The organism is Lysobacter sp. Root983, assembly GCF_001429345.1.
Lineage (GTDB): Bacteria > Pseudomonadota > Gammaproteobacteria > Xanthomonadales > Xanthomonadaceae > Lysobacter.
Genome location: NZ_LMJO01000002.1, coordinates 38,576 through 53,180 on the forward strand (window position 1 = coordinate 38,576; position 14,605 = coordinate 53,180).

Here is a 14,605-nt window from a genome sequence, read left to right on the forward strand (position 1 = left end):
GAGCGGCTCTTGCGAATCTCTAATCCCCAATCCAAAACCCCAGTTCTTAAAACAATTTTTCCAGAACTTCGAAACGCAGATCGTCGCGCTTGGGCAAGCCGAAGCGCGCGTCGCCGTAGGGGAACGGCTTGATGATGCCGGTGCGGCGGTAACCGCGGCGCACGTAGTACGCGATCAGTTCCTCGCGGGCGTCGATCACGGTCATGCGCATCGCCGGCAGCTTCCAGTCCTCGCGCGCGATGCGCTCGGCCTCGTTTAGGACGATCTTGCCGATGCCGCCGCCCTGCAGGTTCGGGCGCACCGAGAACAGGCCGAAGTAGCCGGCGCCGTCCTCGACCGCGACATGCGCGCAAGCCAGCAGCTCCGGCGCGCCGCCGTCGGCGCTGGCGCGCTCGGCGATCAGCAGCACGCTGTGCGCGCGGTCGATGCACTCGGAGATGTCGTCGGCGCCGGTGCGGCGGCCGCCGAGCAGGTCGGCCTCGGTGGTCCAGCCGACCCGGCTGCTGTCGCCGCGGTAGGCGGACTCGACCAGCGCGATCAGGGCGTCGGTATCGGCATGAGTGGCGGGGCGGAAACTCAGGGGCGTGTCGTTCATGCGAGCAGCGTGCGTACCTTGTTCAAAGCGGCGACGAAGGCGTCGACCTCGTCGAACGTATTGTAGTAAGCCAGCGAGGCGCGGCAGGTCGCCGGCACCCCGAGATGATGCATCAGCGGGTGGGCGCAGTGGTGGCCGGAACGGATCGCCACGCCTTCCAGGTCGAGCAGGGTGGCCAGGTCGTGCGCGTGCGCGCCCTCGACCAGGAAACTGATCACCGCCGCCTTCTCCGGCGCGCGGCCGAAAATGCGCAGGCCGGGCACCTCCGACAGCGCGCGGGTGGCGTAGTCGAGCAGGGCCTGCTCGCGCGCTTCGATGTGGTTCATGCCCAGCGCCGACAGGTAGTCCACCGCCGCGCCCAGGCCGACGAAGCCGGCGATGTTGGGGGTGCCGGCCTCGAACTTGTGAGGCGCATCGTTGAACACCGTGCCTTCGAAGCGCACTTCCTTGATCATCTCGCCGCCGCCGAGGAAGGGCGGCATCTGTGCCAGGTGCTCGCGGCGCGCCCACAGCGCGCCGGTGCCGGTGGGGCCGTTCATCTTGTGACCGGTGATCGCGTAGAAATCGCAGCCGATCGCGGCGATGTCGAGCGCGCGGTGCGGCGCGGCCTGCGAGCCGTCGATCACGCTGACGATGCCGCGCTTGCGCGCCTCGCGGCAGATCTCGCGCACCGGATTGACCGTGCCCAGCACGTTGGAGACGTGGGTCAGGGCCAGCAGCTTCACTTCCGGAGTCAGCAGCGAATACAGCTGGGGCAGATCGAGCTGGCCCAGCTCGTCGATCTCGGCGACCTTGATGGTGGCGCCGGTGCGCTGGGCGACCAACTGCCAGGGCACGATGTTGGCGTGGTGCTCCATGCGCGTGAGCACGATCGCGTCGCCGGGCCGCAGCCGCGGCAGTGCCCAGGAATAGGCGACCAGGTTCAGCGCGAAGGTGGTGCCGCTGCACAGCACCAGCTCGTCGGCGCGCACGTTGAGGAACTTGGCCAGCTTGGTGCGCGCGCCCTCGTAGGCCTCGGTGGCCTCGGTGCCCAGCGCGTGCACGGCGCGGCTGACGTTGGCGTTGTGGCGGCGGTAGAAGTCGTCGACCGCCGCGATCACCGCTTCCGGTTTCTGGCCGGTGTTGGCCGAGTCGAGGTAGATCAACGGCTTGCCGTGGACTTCGCGCGTGAGCAGCGGGAAGTCGGCGCGTACGGCGTTCCAGTCGATGGCGACGGCGGGGGCGTTCATGCGCCAGCGCCCTCGTCCAGGCCGTTCAAGGCCGCGTCCAGACGCGTTTCCAGGGCGGCGCGTAGCTCGGCGTCGTCGAACACGGACAGGGTTTCGCGACAGAACGCCGCCGTCAGCAGGGAGCGCGCCTGCTCGGCGGGCAGGCCGCGCGAGCGCAGATAGAACAGGGCGTTGGCGTCGAGCTGGCCGACGGTCGCGCCGTGCGCGGCCTGGACCTCGTCGGCATGGATCTCCAGCACCGGCTGGGTGTCGATCTCGGCGCCTTCGGACAGCAGCAGGTTCTTGTTCGACAGCATCGCGGCGGTGCCGTCGGCGCCTTCGCGGATCAGGATGCCGCCGTGGAAGGCGGCGCGCGAACGGCCGGCGGCCATGCCGCGCCAGACCAGGTCGCAGCGGCTGTCGCGGCCGACGTGATCGATGCCCAGGCGGGTATCGAGGTGACGCTTGCCGGTCGCCAGCAGCACGCCGTTGGCATGCAGCTGCGCGGCTTCGCCGTGCAGGGCGACGTTGAGTTCGTGACGCGACAGCGCCGCGCCCAGCTCCAGATCGAGGCGGCGATAGACCGACTCGCGCGAGAGCACGGCGTCGGTGCGCGCGATCGACACGGCGCCAATGGCTTCGTCCTGCACCCGCGCATGCGCGAGCGTCGCGCGCGGCGACAGATGCACGTGACTGAGGCTGTTGCCCAGGTGGCTATGCTCGCCGCCGCCGAGCTGATGCTCGATCACGCTCAGCGAAGCGCCTTCCTGCAGTTCGATCAAGTTGCGCAGATGCCAGGCCGCGTCGCCGCCTTGCGCCGGCGCGCCCACGAAGACCAGCCGTACCGTGCCGCCTTGCGCACCGCTAGCGACCTTGAGCACGGCGCCGTCTTCGGCCAGTGCGGCATTCACGCGGGCGAAGACTTCTTCCGGACGTTCGTAGCGGCGTTCAAGAATGTTGGAAGCGCGCGCGTCCTCGTCCGCGAGCAATTGCGACAGCGGCTGCAGCGAGACCCCGGCGGCCAGACCGCTCAGGTCGGACAGCGCGGCGTCGTAGCGGCCGTTGTTGAACACCAGGCGCGGCGCCGGAATCGTCGCCAGCAGGGCGGCATCGAAGACGCCGGGCTGCGGTGCGGCATAGCGACGGCGCTCCAGGTTGCGCAGCGGGGTGTACTTCCAGGCTTCGCTGCGCGCATGCGGCAGGCCGGCCTGGAGCGCGGCTTCCATCGCCTGCACGCGGCGCAGGCCGTGGTACTGCTGGCGCGCCAGCAGCGGCGTCAGAGCGTCGGAGAAGGAGTCGAGCAGGGCGCTCATGTCAGGCCACCGCGGTCGGCGCGATGCGGTCCTTGAGCCAGGCGTAGCCGTGCGCCTCCAGCTCCAGCGCCAGCTCCGGCCCGCCGCTCTCGACGATGCGGCCGTCGGCGAGCACATGCACCACGTCGGGCTTGATGTAGTCCAACAGGCGCTGGTAGTGGGTGATCACCAGGAAGGCGCGGTCGGGCGCGCGCAGGGCGTTGACGCCCTCGGCCACGTTCTTGAGGGCGTCGATGTCCAGGCCGGAGTCGGTTTCGTCCAGGATCGCCAGCTTGGGCTCCAGCACCGCCATCTGGAAGATCTCGTTGCGCTTCTTCTCGCCGCCGCTGAAGCCTTCGTTGACGCCGCGGTTGAGCAGTTCGTCCTTCAGGTGCAGCACGGCCAGCTTCTGGCGCACCAGCTTGAGGAACTGGATCGAGTCCAGCTCGGTCTCGCCGCGCGCCTTGCGCTGGGCGTTGAGCGCGGCGCGCAGGAAATAGGTGTTGTTGACGCCGGCGATCTCGACCGGGTACTGGAACGCCAGGAACACGCCTGCGGCGGCGCGCTCCTCCGGCTCCAGCGCCAGCAGGTCGCGGCCCTGGAAGGTGACCGAGCCCTCGACCACCTCGTAGCCCTCGCGCCCGGCGATGACGTTGCCCAGGGTCGACTTGCCGGCGCCGTTGGGCCCCATGACCGCATGCACCTGGCCCGGCTGCAATTCCAGCGAGAGGCCCTTGAGGATGTCCTTGCCGGCGACGCGGACGTGGAGGTTTTCGATCTTCAGCATAGTAGAACTCGTGATTGGTGCGTGGCAGCTATTCAAAGGCGCCGCAAGATACGCGGATATGAGGGGAGCGGTCTTGCGTTGAACTCGTACTTGGCGATGATCAAGCCTCGGGATTTCGTTAGGCAGTCGCCGGTCAGACGAGAGAATCGGATGGCGTGCATCGCTGCTCTGTCCAGAGATCGGTCTGACGATGACTGCAGCACGGTCAGCTCCAACAAGTTTCCATCGCCATCGAATTTGATTCCGAAGGTGGCGGGAAGCGCCTTGCTGGGTTTGACGTCCTTTGCCGCTATCTCGGCAGGAAAACGTATTGGCTGGATTCCGACGAGGTCCTGGATTCGGCATTCCTGGTATCGGGCAACGGGAATCGTCGCCGTTGAAATAGCGGGCCAGACGAGCAGTGCGATCGCCAGCATCGACGATTTCATCCCACGGACCCTTCCAGCGACACTTCCAACAACTTCTTGGCCTCCACCGCGAACTCCATCGGCAGTTCCTTGAACACCGACTTGCAGAAGCCGTCGACGATCATCGAGACAGCGTCTTCCTCGCCGATGCCGCGGCTGCGGCAATAGAACAACTGGTCGTCGCTGATCTTGGAGGTGGTGGCCTCATGCTCGACGGTGGCGTTGGGGTGGCGCACCTCGATGTAGGGGAAGGTGTGCGCGCCGCACTTCTTGCCGATCAGCAGGCTGTCGCATTGGGTGTGGTTGCGCGCGCCCTCGGCGCTGCGCTCTACCTTGACCAGGCCGCGGTAGGTGTTCTGGCCGCGGCCGGCGCTGATGCCCTTGCTGACGATCTTGGACTTGGTGCGCTTGCCGACGTGGATCATCTTGGTGCCGGTGTCGGCCTGCTGGCGGTGGTGGGTCAGCGCGACCGAATAGAACTCGCCGCTGGAGTCGTCGCCCAGCAGCACGCAGGAGGGGTACTTCCAGGTAATCGCCGAACCGGTCTCGACCTGGGTCCAGCTGATCTTGCTGCGCGCGCCGCGGCATTCGCCGCGCTTGGTGACGAAGTTGTAGATGCCGCCGACGCCGTTCTCGTCGCCCGGGTACCAGTTCTGCACCGTGGAATACTTGATCTCGGCGTCTTCCAGCGCGACCAGCTCGACCACCGCCGCGTGCAGCTGGTTCTCGTCGCGCATCGGCGCGGTGCAGCCTTCCAGGTAGCTGACGTAGCTCTTGTCCTCGGCCACGATCAGGGTGCGCTCGAACTGGCCGGTGCCCATGGCGTTGATGCGGAAGTAGGTGCTCAGTTCCATCGGGCAGCGCACGCCCTTGGGGATGAACACGAAGCTGCCGTCGGAGAACACCGCCGAGTTGAGCGCGGCGAAATAGTTGTCGTGGGTGGGGACCACGCTGCCCAGGTACTTGCGGACCAGGTCCGGGTACTCGCGGATGGCTTCGGACATCGAGCAGAACACGATGCCCTTGTCGGCCAGTTCCTTGCGGTAGGTGGTGCCGACCGAGACCGAGTCGAACACCGCGTCCACCGCGACGCCGGCCAGCTTGGCGCGCTCGTGCAGCGGCACGCCGAGCTTGTCGTAGGTGTCGATCAGCTCCTGCGGCACCTCGTCCAGCGAGGCGTACTTGGCCTTGGGCGCGGAGTAGTAGCTCACGCCCTGGAAGTCGATCGGGGCGATGTTGAGCTTGGCCCAGTGCGGCATCGGCATGGTCAGCCAATGCCGGTACGCGGCCAGGCGCCATTCGGTCATCCACTCCGGTTCGTCCTTCTTGGCCGAAAGCGCGCGGATGATGTCCTCGTTCAGGCCCGGCGGCAGGCTGTCGGACTCGATGTCGGTGACGAAACCGGCCTCGTAGCGGCGGCCCAGCTGCTCGTGGATCTCGCGGTTGGCGAGATCCGCTGCGGCGGGCGCGACGGAGGTGGTTTCGATGATGTCGGTGGCCATGGGGGCTGCCTACTGTCTATGCGTTGGCCAGGCGCAAAGCGATGCGCCTGGTGTCGGGTTCGGGCGGGGGCACGGGCGGGGCCAGCATCTGCGCCAGGGTCACGCTGCGCAGGGCCTCGACCACGACGTCGTTGATGCGGCGCCAGTTGGCGCGCACGCCGCACTGCTGTTCGATGCCGCAATTGCCGGCGTGGACACTGCACTCGGTCATGCCGAGCGGACCTTCCATGGCCTCGACGATTTCGATCAGGCCGATCTGCTCGGCCGGGCGGGCCAGGCGGTAGCCGCCGTTGGCGCCGCGGAAGCCTTCGACCAGGCCGGCCTGGGCCAGCGGCTTGAGCAGCTTGCTCACCGTCGGCGTCTCCAGGCCGGCGCGCTCGGCCAGCTCGGAAGCGCTGAGCACGGCATCGGGCACGCCGTCCAATTGGGCGGCGAGCACGGTCAGAACGACCGTCGCGTAGTCGGTGAGCTTGGTGACGCGGAGCATCGGCGTGGGTGTCGGTTTAATCCGTACCGGAATTGTACGGTTTCCGGCCCGACGGGGCCAGCGCCCGCATTCAGGCGGTTCAGGGGCGGGGGCGCGCCCCTTGCCGGACGGGGCGTTGGGGCGCTCCGGGCGGGCAGACCGGTTTGGGCGGGTTGCAGCGGGGCGGGACGTGGCGGGGCGAGGGGCGATGGAGCGGCGCTGGGACGGAGATCCGTTCGCGCCAGGTAGGGCGGCAAGCGCGCGTCGAGGCGGCGCAGCCGGGGCTTGCGGCGGCCTTGGGGATATCGACCTGGTCGATGCGACGCGGCGTCCCGCGCGGGAGGCGACTCCACGGGGCCGCGCAATGCGGCTCGCGTCGCGTTCGCGCACGCGTCCGCGACCACGATGGCCGCGGACGCGCGTTTGCGGTCAAAATGCGCGGACGTCTCTTCTGGATTACCGCATGCCGCGCAAGATCGCCGCCCGTCGTTCCGCCATCCACGGCAACGGCGTATTCGCCGTCACCCCGATCGCCAAGGGCGAACGCGTAATCGAATACAAAGGCCGCCGCCGCACCCACGAGGAGGTCGACGCGGGCGATTCCGGCGACACCGACTCCGGCCACACCTTTCTGTTCACGCTCAACGACGAGTACGTGATCGACGCCAACTTCGAAGGCAACAGCGCGCGCTGGATCAACCACAGCTGCGCGCCCAACTGCGAAGCCGTGCTGGACGAGGACGAGGGCGACGACCGCCGCCAGGACCGGGTCTTCATCGAGGCCATCCGCGCGATCGCGCCGGGCGAGGAGCTGTCCTACAACTACGGCATCACCCTGGCCGAGAAGCACACCAAGCGCCTGAAGCAGATCTGGGAGTGCCGCTGCGGCTCGGAGAACTGCACCGGCACGATGCTGCAGCCGAAGAAGGACAAGAAAGACAAGAAGAAAAAGAAGAAGGACAAGGACAAGAAGAAAAAGAAGGACAAGAAGAAGTCCAAGAAGGATTGAGTGGCGCGCGCGTCAGCCGGTCTTGCCTGCTTTGGGGTAGGAGCGGCGTCCCACAGGGATTTCCTTCGGTCATGAGCCGCGACCGCGCCTCCTGACCAGCGACGAAGGCGCGATGTCGCGCCGGCACCCATGCCTGTGACGCGTTCGCGGTGTCGCGATCGCGGCTCACGCCGCTCCCACAGGAAGCGCGCTCGCCTGGCGCCGCTCCCACAGGAAGCGCGTTCGCCTGGCGCCGCTCCTGTAGAAAGCGGGCCTCGTTCCTGCGCCGGACACGTCCGCGGCGCGGGGCCGGCCGGCTGGTACCAATGGCCGATGGCCGCCCGCGCCGCGCTCGCGGGACACTGCGGTCCCGCGCCGCAACGCCGCGATAACGCAGGGCGGCGACAATGGCCGCTTTCGCGTCCGCCGCCGGCGCGCCCCATCCGCATTCCCAGGAGTCGTCATGAGTTCGATCCAAGGCCAGGTCGCCGTCGTCACCGGAGCCGCCAGCGGCATCGGCAAGGAAATCGCCCATGAGCTGGCCCGCGCCGGCGCCGCGATCGCGATCGCCGACCTCAACCAGGCCGGCGCCCAGGCCGTGGCCGACGAGATCGTCGCCGCCGGCGGCCGCGCGATCGGCGTGGCCATGGACGTCACCGACGAGGCCGCGGTCGACGCCGGCATCGCGCGCGTGGTCGCCGGACTGGGCGGCGTCGATATCCTGATTTCCAACGCCGGCATCCAGATCGTCAATCCGATCGAGAACTACGCCTTCGGCGACTGGAAGAAGATGCTGGCGATCCACCTGGACGGCGCCTTCCTGACCACCAAGGCGGTGCTGCCGCACATGTATCAGGGCAATAAAGGCGGCACTGTGATCTACATGGGTTCGGTGCATTCGCACGAGGCCTCGCCGCTGAAGTCTGCCTACGTCACCGCCAAGCACGGCCTGCTGGGGCTGGCGCGGGTGCTGGCCAAGGAAGGCGCCAAGCACGGCGTGCGCAGCCACGTGGTCTGCCCCGGCTTCGTGCGCACTCCGCTGGTCGACAAGCAGATCCCGGAGCAGGCCAAGGAGCTGGGCATCAGCGAGGACGAGGTGATCCGCAAGGTGATGCTGGGCAACACCGTCGACGGCGTGTTCACCACCGTCGAGGACGTGGCCAAGACCGTGCGCTTCCTGTCCGAGTTCCCGAGCGCGGCCCTGACCGGGCAGAGCATCGTGGTCAGCCACGGCTGGTACATGCAGTAAGGTCGCCCGATGGCGAGCACCCCGGGCAAGCGTTCCTCTTCGGCGTCGCGCAAGCCGGCGTCGCGCAAGCGCGCGGCAAAGCCGGCCGGGCTGCCGCCGCCGCAACGCCGCCCCGAACGCACCGCTCTGGTGCTGCAGGGCGGCGGCGCCTTGGGCGCCTACCAGGCCGGGGTCTATCAGGGCCTGGACGAGGCCGGCATCGCGCCGGACTGGCTGGCCGGCATCTCGATCGGCGCCTTCAACACCGCGATCGTGGCCGGCAATCCGCCCGGGCGCCGGGTCCAGGCGCTGCGCGAGTTCTGGGACACGATCTCGCAGCCGACCCTGCTGCCGGCGACCACGCTAGGGCAGGAAGCGCGTTACGCCGGTCTCGGCGACGACCTGCGCGCTTGGCTGGACACCTGGGAAGCCTGGCGCGCGCTGGTCGAAGGCCAGCGCGGCTTCTACCGGCCGCGCGGCTGGGATCCGCTGGCGGCGTCGGGTCCGGCCACGGCCAGTTGGTACGACACCGCGCCGATGATCGCGACGCTGGAGCGCATGGTCGATTTCGACCGTCTCAACGACGGCGGCATCCGGGTGTCGGTGGGCGCGGTCAACGTGCGCACCGGCAACCTGGAGTACTTCGACAACACCCAGATGCGCCTGGACGCGCGGCACATCCTGGCCTCAGGCGCGCTGCCGCCGGCGTTTCCGGCGGTGGAGATCGACGGCGAGTACTACTGGGACGGCGGCCTGGTCTCGAACACGCCGCTGTCGCAGGTGCTGGCCAGCGAGCCGCGCCGCGACACCCTGGTGTTCCAGGTCGACCTGTGGAGCGCGCAGGGCGAGCTGCCGCAGACCCTGCTGGACGTGGCCGAGCGGCAGAAGGAGATCCAGTACTCCAGCCGTACCCGCCTGATCACCGACATCCAACGCGTGCAGCAGCATTACCGCCGGCTATTGCGCGAGCTGCTGGAGGAGATCCCCGAGGACGTGCGCCGCCGCAACCCTTGGGCGCTGTACGCGGCCGAACTGGCCTGCGACCGCCGCTACAGCGTGATCCATCTGATCTATCGCGAACGCGCGCGCATCGGCCACTTCAAGGACTATCAGTTCGGCCGGGTCGCGATGCGTGAACACTGGCTGTCTGGTCAAGCCGACATCGCGCGTGCCTTGGCGCATCCGGAATGGCTGGAACTGCCGACCGGCGAGGTCGCGTTCGTATCCCACGACGCCACCGCGCCTTGAAACAAGCGCCCGCGCTCGCGCGCACCGCGACGAGGCAGGATCCGTGCCAACCACGGATGCGCAAACCCTGCCGATGGTTGCCATGACTTTTGCCATGCGGTAACCCGGCGCACGCCGTCTAGGCTTCGCCACGCTCGGGCTGCGCAACCGCCAGGGCCAGCACCACACGCAACCTTTCGGCAGGCGTTCGCATCCCATCGATGCCCGACGCCCGCGCTGCGGTTTGCGGCGGCCAACCCCATCAGTATCGAGGCATCCGCCATGCGCGCACCCCTGACCCTGGCCATCCTCGCCGCGCTCGCCGGCGCCGCGCCGCTGGCGCAGGCGGTCGAAATCGACGGCCGCCTCGATCCCGCCGAGTGGGAGGGCGCGCAGCGCATCACCGACTTCCGCCTGACCCAGCCCTTGTCGCGCGCGCCCGCGCCGCAGCCGACCGAAGCGCTGCTGCTGGCCACGCCCGAGGGCCTGGCGATCGGCTTCCGCAACACCCAGCCCAGCAGCATTCCGCGCCGGCGCCAGTTCGCCCAGCGCGACCAGGGCGGGCCGATGGACCGGGTCAACCTGTACGTCGATTTCGACGGCGACGGCCGCAACGGCTACAACTTCACCGTGCTGCTGTCCAACAGCATCATCGACACCACCCTCACCAACGAGAACCAGTTCAACGACGACTGGGACGGCGACTGGCGCCACGCCACCAGCGAGGACGAACAGGGCTGGTACGCCGAGATGCTGATCCCCTGGCATATCGCGCCGATGCGTGCGGCCAGCGACGGCAAGCGCACGATCGGCGTGTCGCTGGACCGCGTGATCGGCGCCACCGGCGAGCGCGCCTCGTGGCCGGCGGTGGGCTACACCGAAAGCCGCTTCCTGAGCGCGTTCGAGCGCGTCGAGGTGCCGGCCTACAGCCAGTCCCTGCTCGCGATCACGCCCTACGTGTCCGGCGTCTACGACGCGGTCGGCAAGGACAACGACTTCGACGGCGGTGTCGACCTGTTCTGGAAGCCCAACGGCCGCTTCCAGCTCAGCGCCACGCTCAATCCCGACTTCGGCCAGGTCGAGAGCGACGAGCTTACGGTCAACTTCAGCGCCACCGAGACCTTCTTCAGCGACAAGCGCCCGTTCTTCACCGAGAACCAGGGCTTCTTCGACGTGCCCTTCGGTTCGCTCAACAACAACAGCCGTCTGATCTACACCCGTCGCGTCGGCGGCCGCAACGACGACGGCGTCGGTTCCGGCGACGTTACCGCCGCGATCAAGGTCAACGGCAGCGCCGGCGGCTTCAACTACGGCGTGTTCGCGGCCAACGAGGCCGACGAGGTCGGACGCGACTTCTATGCGGTGCGCGCCACCCGCGACTTCGCCGAACAAGGCGTGGGCGCGATGGTCACGCGCGTGAACCGGCCCTTCCTGGACCGCGAAGCGACGGTGTACGAGTTCGACCACCGCTGGACCCCGAATTCGCAGTGGTCGATCCGCAGCACCCTGGTCGGTTCCAACGTCGATCAGGGCGGCGTCGGCGTGCGCGACAGCGGCGCCCAGTTGCGCATGGATTACGACATGGGCAATAGCTGGCGCCACCAGCTGTACATGGTGCACCTGGGGCGCGACCTGCAGCTCAACGACTTCGGCTATCTCGAGCGCAACAACTTCAACTACCTGCGCTACGACCTCGGCCGGCGCGTGACCGACCTGCCGGCCTCGTCGCCGTACGCCGGCCACGACTGGCACTACGCGGTCTCGCGCCGCTACAACGACCAGGGCGTGCACATCGCCGACGCCGGCGCGATCAACCGCCGCAGCGATCTGCGCGACGGCGGCAACCAGTTCGTCGAGATCGCGGCCTGGAGCGCCGGTCACGACGACCTGATCACGCGCGGCAACGGCGTGGTCGACGTGCCCTCCAAGCTGTACCTGTACTTCGAACGCTTCCGCCCGCGTCAGAACGACGGGCGCTGGGCCTTCTACGGCGAAGCCCAATACGCGGCCGAGGGCCTGGGCGGCATGGACGAGGGCAAGTCGCGGCTGTACTTCGAGCCGCGCTATCACGTCAACGATCGCCTGAGCTTCTTCAGCGGCATGGAGATCTCGCACAACCCGGACTGGCTGCTGTGGCGCGGCGGCAATCTGCTCGGCAGCTTCCGCTCCGACATGATTTCGCTGAACGCCGGTTCGGTGTGGCTGATCGACGACAAGCAGGAACTGCGCGTGCGCCTGGAGGCGATCGGCCTGGACGCGCACAGCCGCCAGGCCTATCGCGTCGCCGCCGACGGGCGCCCGCTCAAGGTCAACGAGTCGATTCCGAACTTCAACCTGCGCAATCTGGGCTTCCAGATCCGCTACCGCTACGAGCTGGCGCCGCTGTCGCACCTGTACATCGCCTACGTGCGCGGCGGCGATCTGTTCGAGGAAGGCCTGAATCTGCAGGGCAGCGCCGGCAGCGAGTTCGGCGACGCCTTCGACCTGCGCGACAGCGAGCAGTTGCTGATCAAGCTGTCGTACCGCTTCGAGATCTGAGGCCCCGTCCTCAGGGCGCGGGTGCGGCCGGCACGGGCTTCACCCGCAAAGCCCACAGCACGCCGGCGATCAACAGGCCGATGCCCGCCAGGGTCAGCGGGCGCGGCATCGCGCCGCGCAGGATGAAGGCGTAGGCCAGCGCGAACAGGGTTTCGAACACGATCAGCTGCCCGGCCAGCGCGGTCGGCAGGCGTTGGCTGGCTTCGTTCCAGCACAAGGTGCCGACCCAGGACGCGAGCAAACCGATCGCGATCATCAGGCCGATGAAGAACGCCGGCCGCGGGCCGAACGGCATCGCGAAGTCGCTGCCGAGCGCCGCGCTGCCGCCCCACAGCGCGGCGTACCCCAGCAAGGCCAGGGGCAGGGTCGCCAGGCCCTGCGCGGTCGCCCAGGTGCGAGGGTTGCGGCCCGGATGCGCGCGCAGCCAGTCGGCGTTGCGCAGCGGGTACCAGGTCCAGCAGATCAGCGCGCCGATCGCGAGCAGGCCGCCGCTGAGATAGCGCGTGAGATCGGCGTCCGCATCGTTGAGCAGTGCGTCGAGTTCGACCTGGTTGACGCAGGCGATGCCGGCGCCGATCAGCAGCAGCGAAGGCGCCAGCCGCGCCCACGGCAGGCGGCCGTCGCGTTGCGCGTTGCGGCGATTGGCGGCGATCGCGATCACCACCGGCAAGGTGCCGATGATCATGGTCGGCAAGGGGCCGCCCGCGCGCTGGATCGCGCTGGCCAGGCACAGGTAGTAGAGCAGGTTGCCGACCGCGCACAGCTTGAGCGCCTCGATCCAGTCGGCGCGGCCGAGCTGACGCAGGGCGGCGCGGTCGAACCAGGCCAGCGGCAGGGCGATCAGGCCGAAGGCCAGATAGCGGCCGACCGACTGCAGGGCGGCCGGATACTCCGGCAGCAGCAGCGGGCCGACGAAGACCAGGCCCCAGATCAGGCCGGCCAACAGCGCGTAGAGGGTTCCGATCAGCATGGCCGCAGCATGGCGCGAGCGGGCCGGCGATTCTTGTACGAGATTGCGGCCGCGCTCAGCCGCGCAGTTGCCTGCGATAGCGCGCCGGAGTGATGCCGTAGCGGCGCACGAAGGCGCGGGTCAGATGGGCCTGGTCGGCCAGACCGGTTTCGGCGGCGACCTGGGCCGGCGCGATATTGTCGGCGAGCCGGCGCTTGGCCTGGTGCAGGCGCAGCGCCATCAGCATCTGCTGCGGGGTGACGTGGTAGTGGTCGCGGAAGCGGCGCAGGAAGTGGAAGGGGCTGAGGCCGGCGACGGCGGCCAGTTGTTCCAGGCTCAGGCGTTCGGCCAGATGGCAGCGCAGGTAATCCAGCACCGGCGCGAAACGCGGCGCGGCCTCGGCGCGCTCGCGTTGCGGCACCCGCGCGTGCACGCGGAACTCGTCCAGCAGGGCCGCCAGCTGGCTGTCGAAGGCCAGCGGCTCGCGCGCCTGCCATAACGCGTCCAGGCGCGCGCCGATGCGGCGCGCGCGGGCGGGGTCGTGGCGCACCGCCTCGTCGAACCACCAGCCGCTCTCGCCGGTGACCTCCGCGGCCAGGTCGGGGTCGATGTAGGCCATGCGGTAGCGCCAGCCGCCTTCGGTTTCGGCGCGGCCGGTGTGCAGCACGTCGGGGTTCATCAGCACCAGCGAATCCGGCGGCGCCAGGTGATCGCTGCCGCGGTAGCGGAAACGCTCCACGCCCGACTCGATCGCGCCCAGGCCGTAGGCTTCGTGGGTATGCGGCTCGAAGGCGTGACGGACGATGTGGGCGCGGTACAGCTCGATGCCGCGGCGATGCGCGGGCTGCCGGAATTCGGCGGCGTCGTGGGCGTGGACGAATTGCTCGGGTACGCCTTGCATGGGGCGAGTATCGCATGCGCCGTCGCGGCGGCGCCGCCCAGCTAGGCGCGTGCGCTGCGGAACGCGTCCACCCCGGCCCAAGCCTGCGGCGTCATGATCTCGAACAGGCCGGCGCGCGCGTTGCGGCGGCCGAGCACGGTCAGCGCATGGTCGCGGCTGAGCAGGCAGCTGGCATCGGCGGCGTGGGCCAGTTCGAGGAATTTCTGATCGTCGGGGTCGGCGCAGCGCGGCAGCGCGCGCTCGGGCGGAGGGCGTCGCTCGCTGTCGGCCAGAACGCGCACCACGGCGTCGTAGGCGCGCAAGGCCTGCGCCTGCGTTTGCGCTTCCAGGCCGAGCTGCGGATAGGCGAGCACGCGCTGCCATTCGTCGCGGCAGTCGGCGTCGCTGACCGCCTCGACGCGGCCGCTGGCGAGCGCGTCGGCGAGCGCGGCCGCGTGCGGGTCGCGGAACACGAACAGATCGAGGCAGACGTTGGTGTCCAACACCAGCCGCGGTCGCGGCGTCGTCATCGCGAGCG

Annotated in this window: 13 protein-coding genes and 1 pseudogene; 4 read left to right on the top strand and 10 right to left on the bottom strand. The window is 68.7% G+C overall.

Annotation, left to right across the window (positions count from 1 at the left end):
• Window positions 1–46 precede the first annotated feature (46 nt).
• The 7 genes from ASE43_RS06465 to ASE43_RS06495 all read right to left on the bottom strand — a co-directional run bounded on the left by ASE43_RS06465 (window position 47) and on the right by ASE43_RS06495 (window position 6,278).
• A complete protein-coding gene (locus ASE43_RS06465) occupies window positions 47–595 on the bottom strand; it encodes a GNAT family N-acetyltransferase (RefSeq protein WP_057159927.1) in 549 nt (182 codons plus the stop codon).
• Window positions 592–1,824, bottom strand: a complete 1,233-nt coding sequence (locus ASE43_RS06470; RefSeq protein WP_057159928.1) for a cysteine desulfurase — start codon at window positions 1,822–1,824, stop codon at window positions 592–594. Before ASE43_RS06470 ends, ASE43_RS06465 begins: the two co-directional genes overlap by 4 nt.
• Complete coding sequence (gene sufD / locus ASE43_RS06475) at window positions 1,821–3,029, bottom strand: Fe-S cluster assembly protein SufD (protein WP_235568662.1); 1,209 nt, start codon at window positions 3,027–3,029, stop codon at window positions 1,821–1,823. Before sufD ends, ASE43_RS06470 begins: the two co-directional genes overlap by 4 nt.
• A gap of 88 nt (window positions 3,030–3,117) precedes the next feature.
• A complete protein-coding gene (gene sufC, locus ASE43_RS06480; RefSeq protein WP_056182938.1) occupies window positions 3,118–3,882 on the bottom strand; it encodes a Fe-S cluster assembly ATPase SufC in 765 nt (254 codons plus the stop codon).
• Window positions 3,883–3,914: 32 nt separating this feature from the next.
• On the bottom strand, window positions 3,915–4,310 hold the full coding sequence (locus tag ASE43_RS06485; RefSeq protein WP_157499693.1) for an energy transducer TonB: 396 nt from the start codon (window positions 4,308–4,310) through the stop codon (window positions 3,915–3,917).
• Complete coding sequence (sufB, locus tag ASE43_RS06490; RefSeq protein ID WP_057159931.1) at window positions 4,307–5,791, bottom strand: Fe-S cluster assembly protein SufB; 1,485 nt, start codon at window positions 5,789–5,791, stop codon at window positions 4,307–4,309. Before sufB ends, ASE43_RS06485 begins: the two co-directional genes overlap by 4 nt.
• 16 nt (window positions 5,792–5,807) lie before the next feature.
• A complete protein-coding gene (locus ASE43_RS06495; protein ID WP_056182946.1) occupies window positions 5,808–6,278 on the bottom strand; it encodes an SUF system Fe-S cluster assembly regulator in 471 nt (156 codons plus the stop codon).
• Between the two features lie 442 nt (window positions 6,279–6,720).
• Between ASE43_RS06495 and ASE43_RS06500 the strand changes: the two are divergent.
• The 4 genes and pseudogenes from ASE43_RS06500 to ASE43_RS06515 form a co-directional block, all read left to right on the top strand.
• Window positions 6,721–7,185: pseudogene (locus ASE43_RS06500) on the top strand (SET domain-containing protein-lysine N-methyltransferase); the annotation flags it as partial.
• 523 nt (window positions 7,186–7,708) lie between these two features.
• Complete coding sequence (locus ASE43_RS06505) at window positions 7,709–8,494, top strand: 3-hydroxybutyrate dehydrogenase (protein WP_057159932.1); 786 nt, start codon at window positions 7,709–7,711, stop codon at window positions 8,492–8,494.
• A gap of 9 nt (window positions 8,495–8,503) precedes the next feature.
• A complete protein-coding gene (locus tag ASE43_RS06510) occupies window positions 8,504–9,721 on the top strand; it encodes a patatin-like phospholipase family protein (protein ID WP_057159933.1) in 1,218 nt (405 codons plus the stop codon).
• Between the two features lie 261 nt (window positions 9,722–9,982).
• Window positions 9,983–12,238 carry a DUF5916 domain-containing protein gene (locus tag ASE43_RS06515; protein WP_057159934.1) on the top strand — a complete coding sequence of 752 codons (2,256 nt, stop codon included), beginning with the start codon at window positions 9,983–9,985 and terminating at the stop codon, window positions 12,236–12,238.
• Between the two features lie 10 nt (window positions 12,239–12,248).
• Here ASE43_RS06515 and ASE43_RS06520 read toward each other — a convergent pair whose 3' ends face one another.
• The 3 genes from ASE43_RS06520 to ASE43_RS06530 are packed head-to-tail and all read right to left on the bottom strand — an operon-like array spanning window position 12,249 to window position 14,597.
• Window positions 12,249–13,208 (bottom strand): DMT family transporter, encoded by a 960-nt coding sequence (locus ASE43_RS06520; protein WP_057159935.1) that lies wholly within the window; start codon window positions 13,206–13,208, stop codon window positions 12,249–12,251.
• 55 nt (window positions 13,209–13,263) lie between these two features.
• The gene (locus ASE43_RS06525; RefSeq protein ID WP_057159936.1) at window positions 13,264–14,088 is read right to left on the bottom strand and encodes an AraC family transcriptional regulator; all 825 of its coding nucleotides are present in this window, start codon (window positions 14,086–14,088) and stop codon (window positions 13,264–13,266) included.
• 41 nt (window positions 14,089–14,129) lie between these two features.
• Window positions 14,130–14,597: a putative toxin-antitoxin system toxin component, PIN family gene (locus tag ASE43_RS06530; RefSeq protein WP_157499694.1), complete on the bottom strand. Its 468-nt coding sequence runs from the start codon at window positions 14,595–14,597 to the stop codon at window positions 14,130–14,132.
• Between the last annotated feature and the right edge of the window lie 8 nt (window positions 14,598–14,605).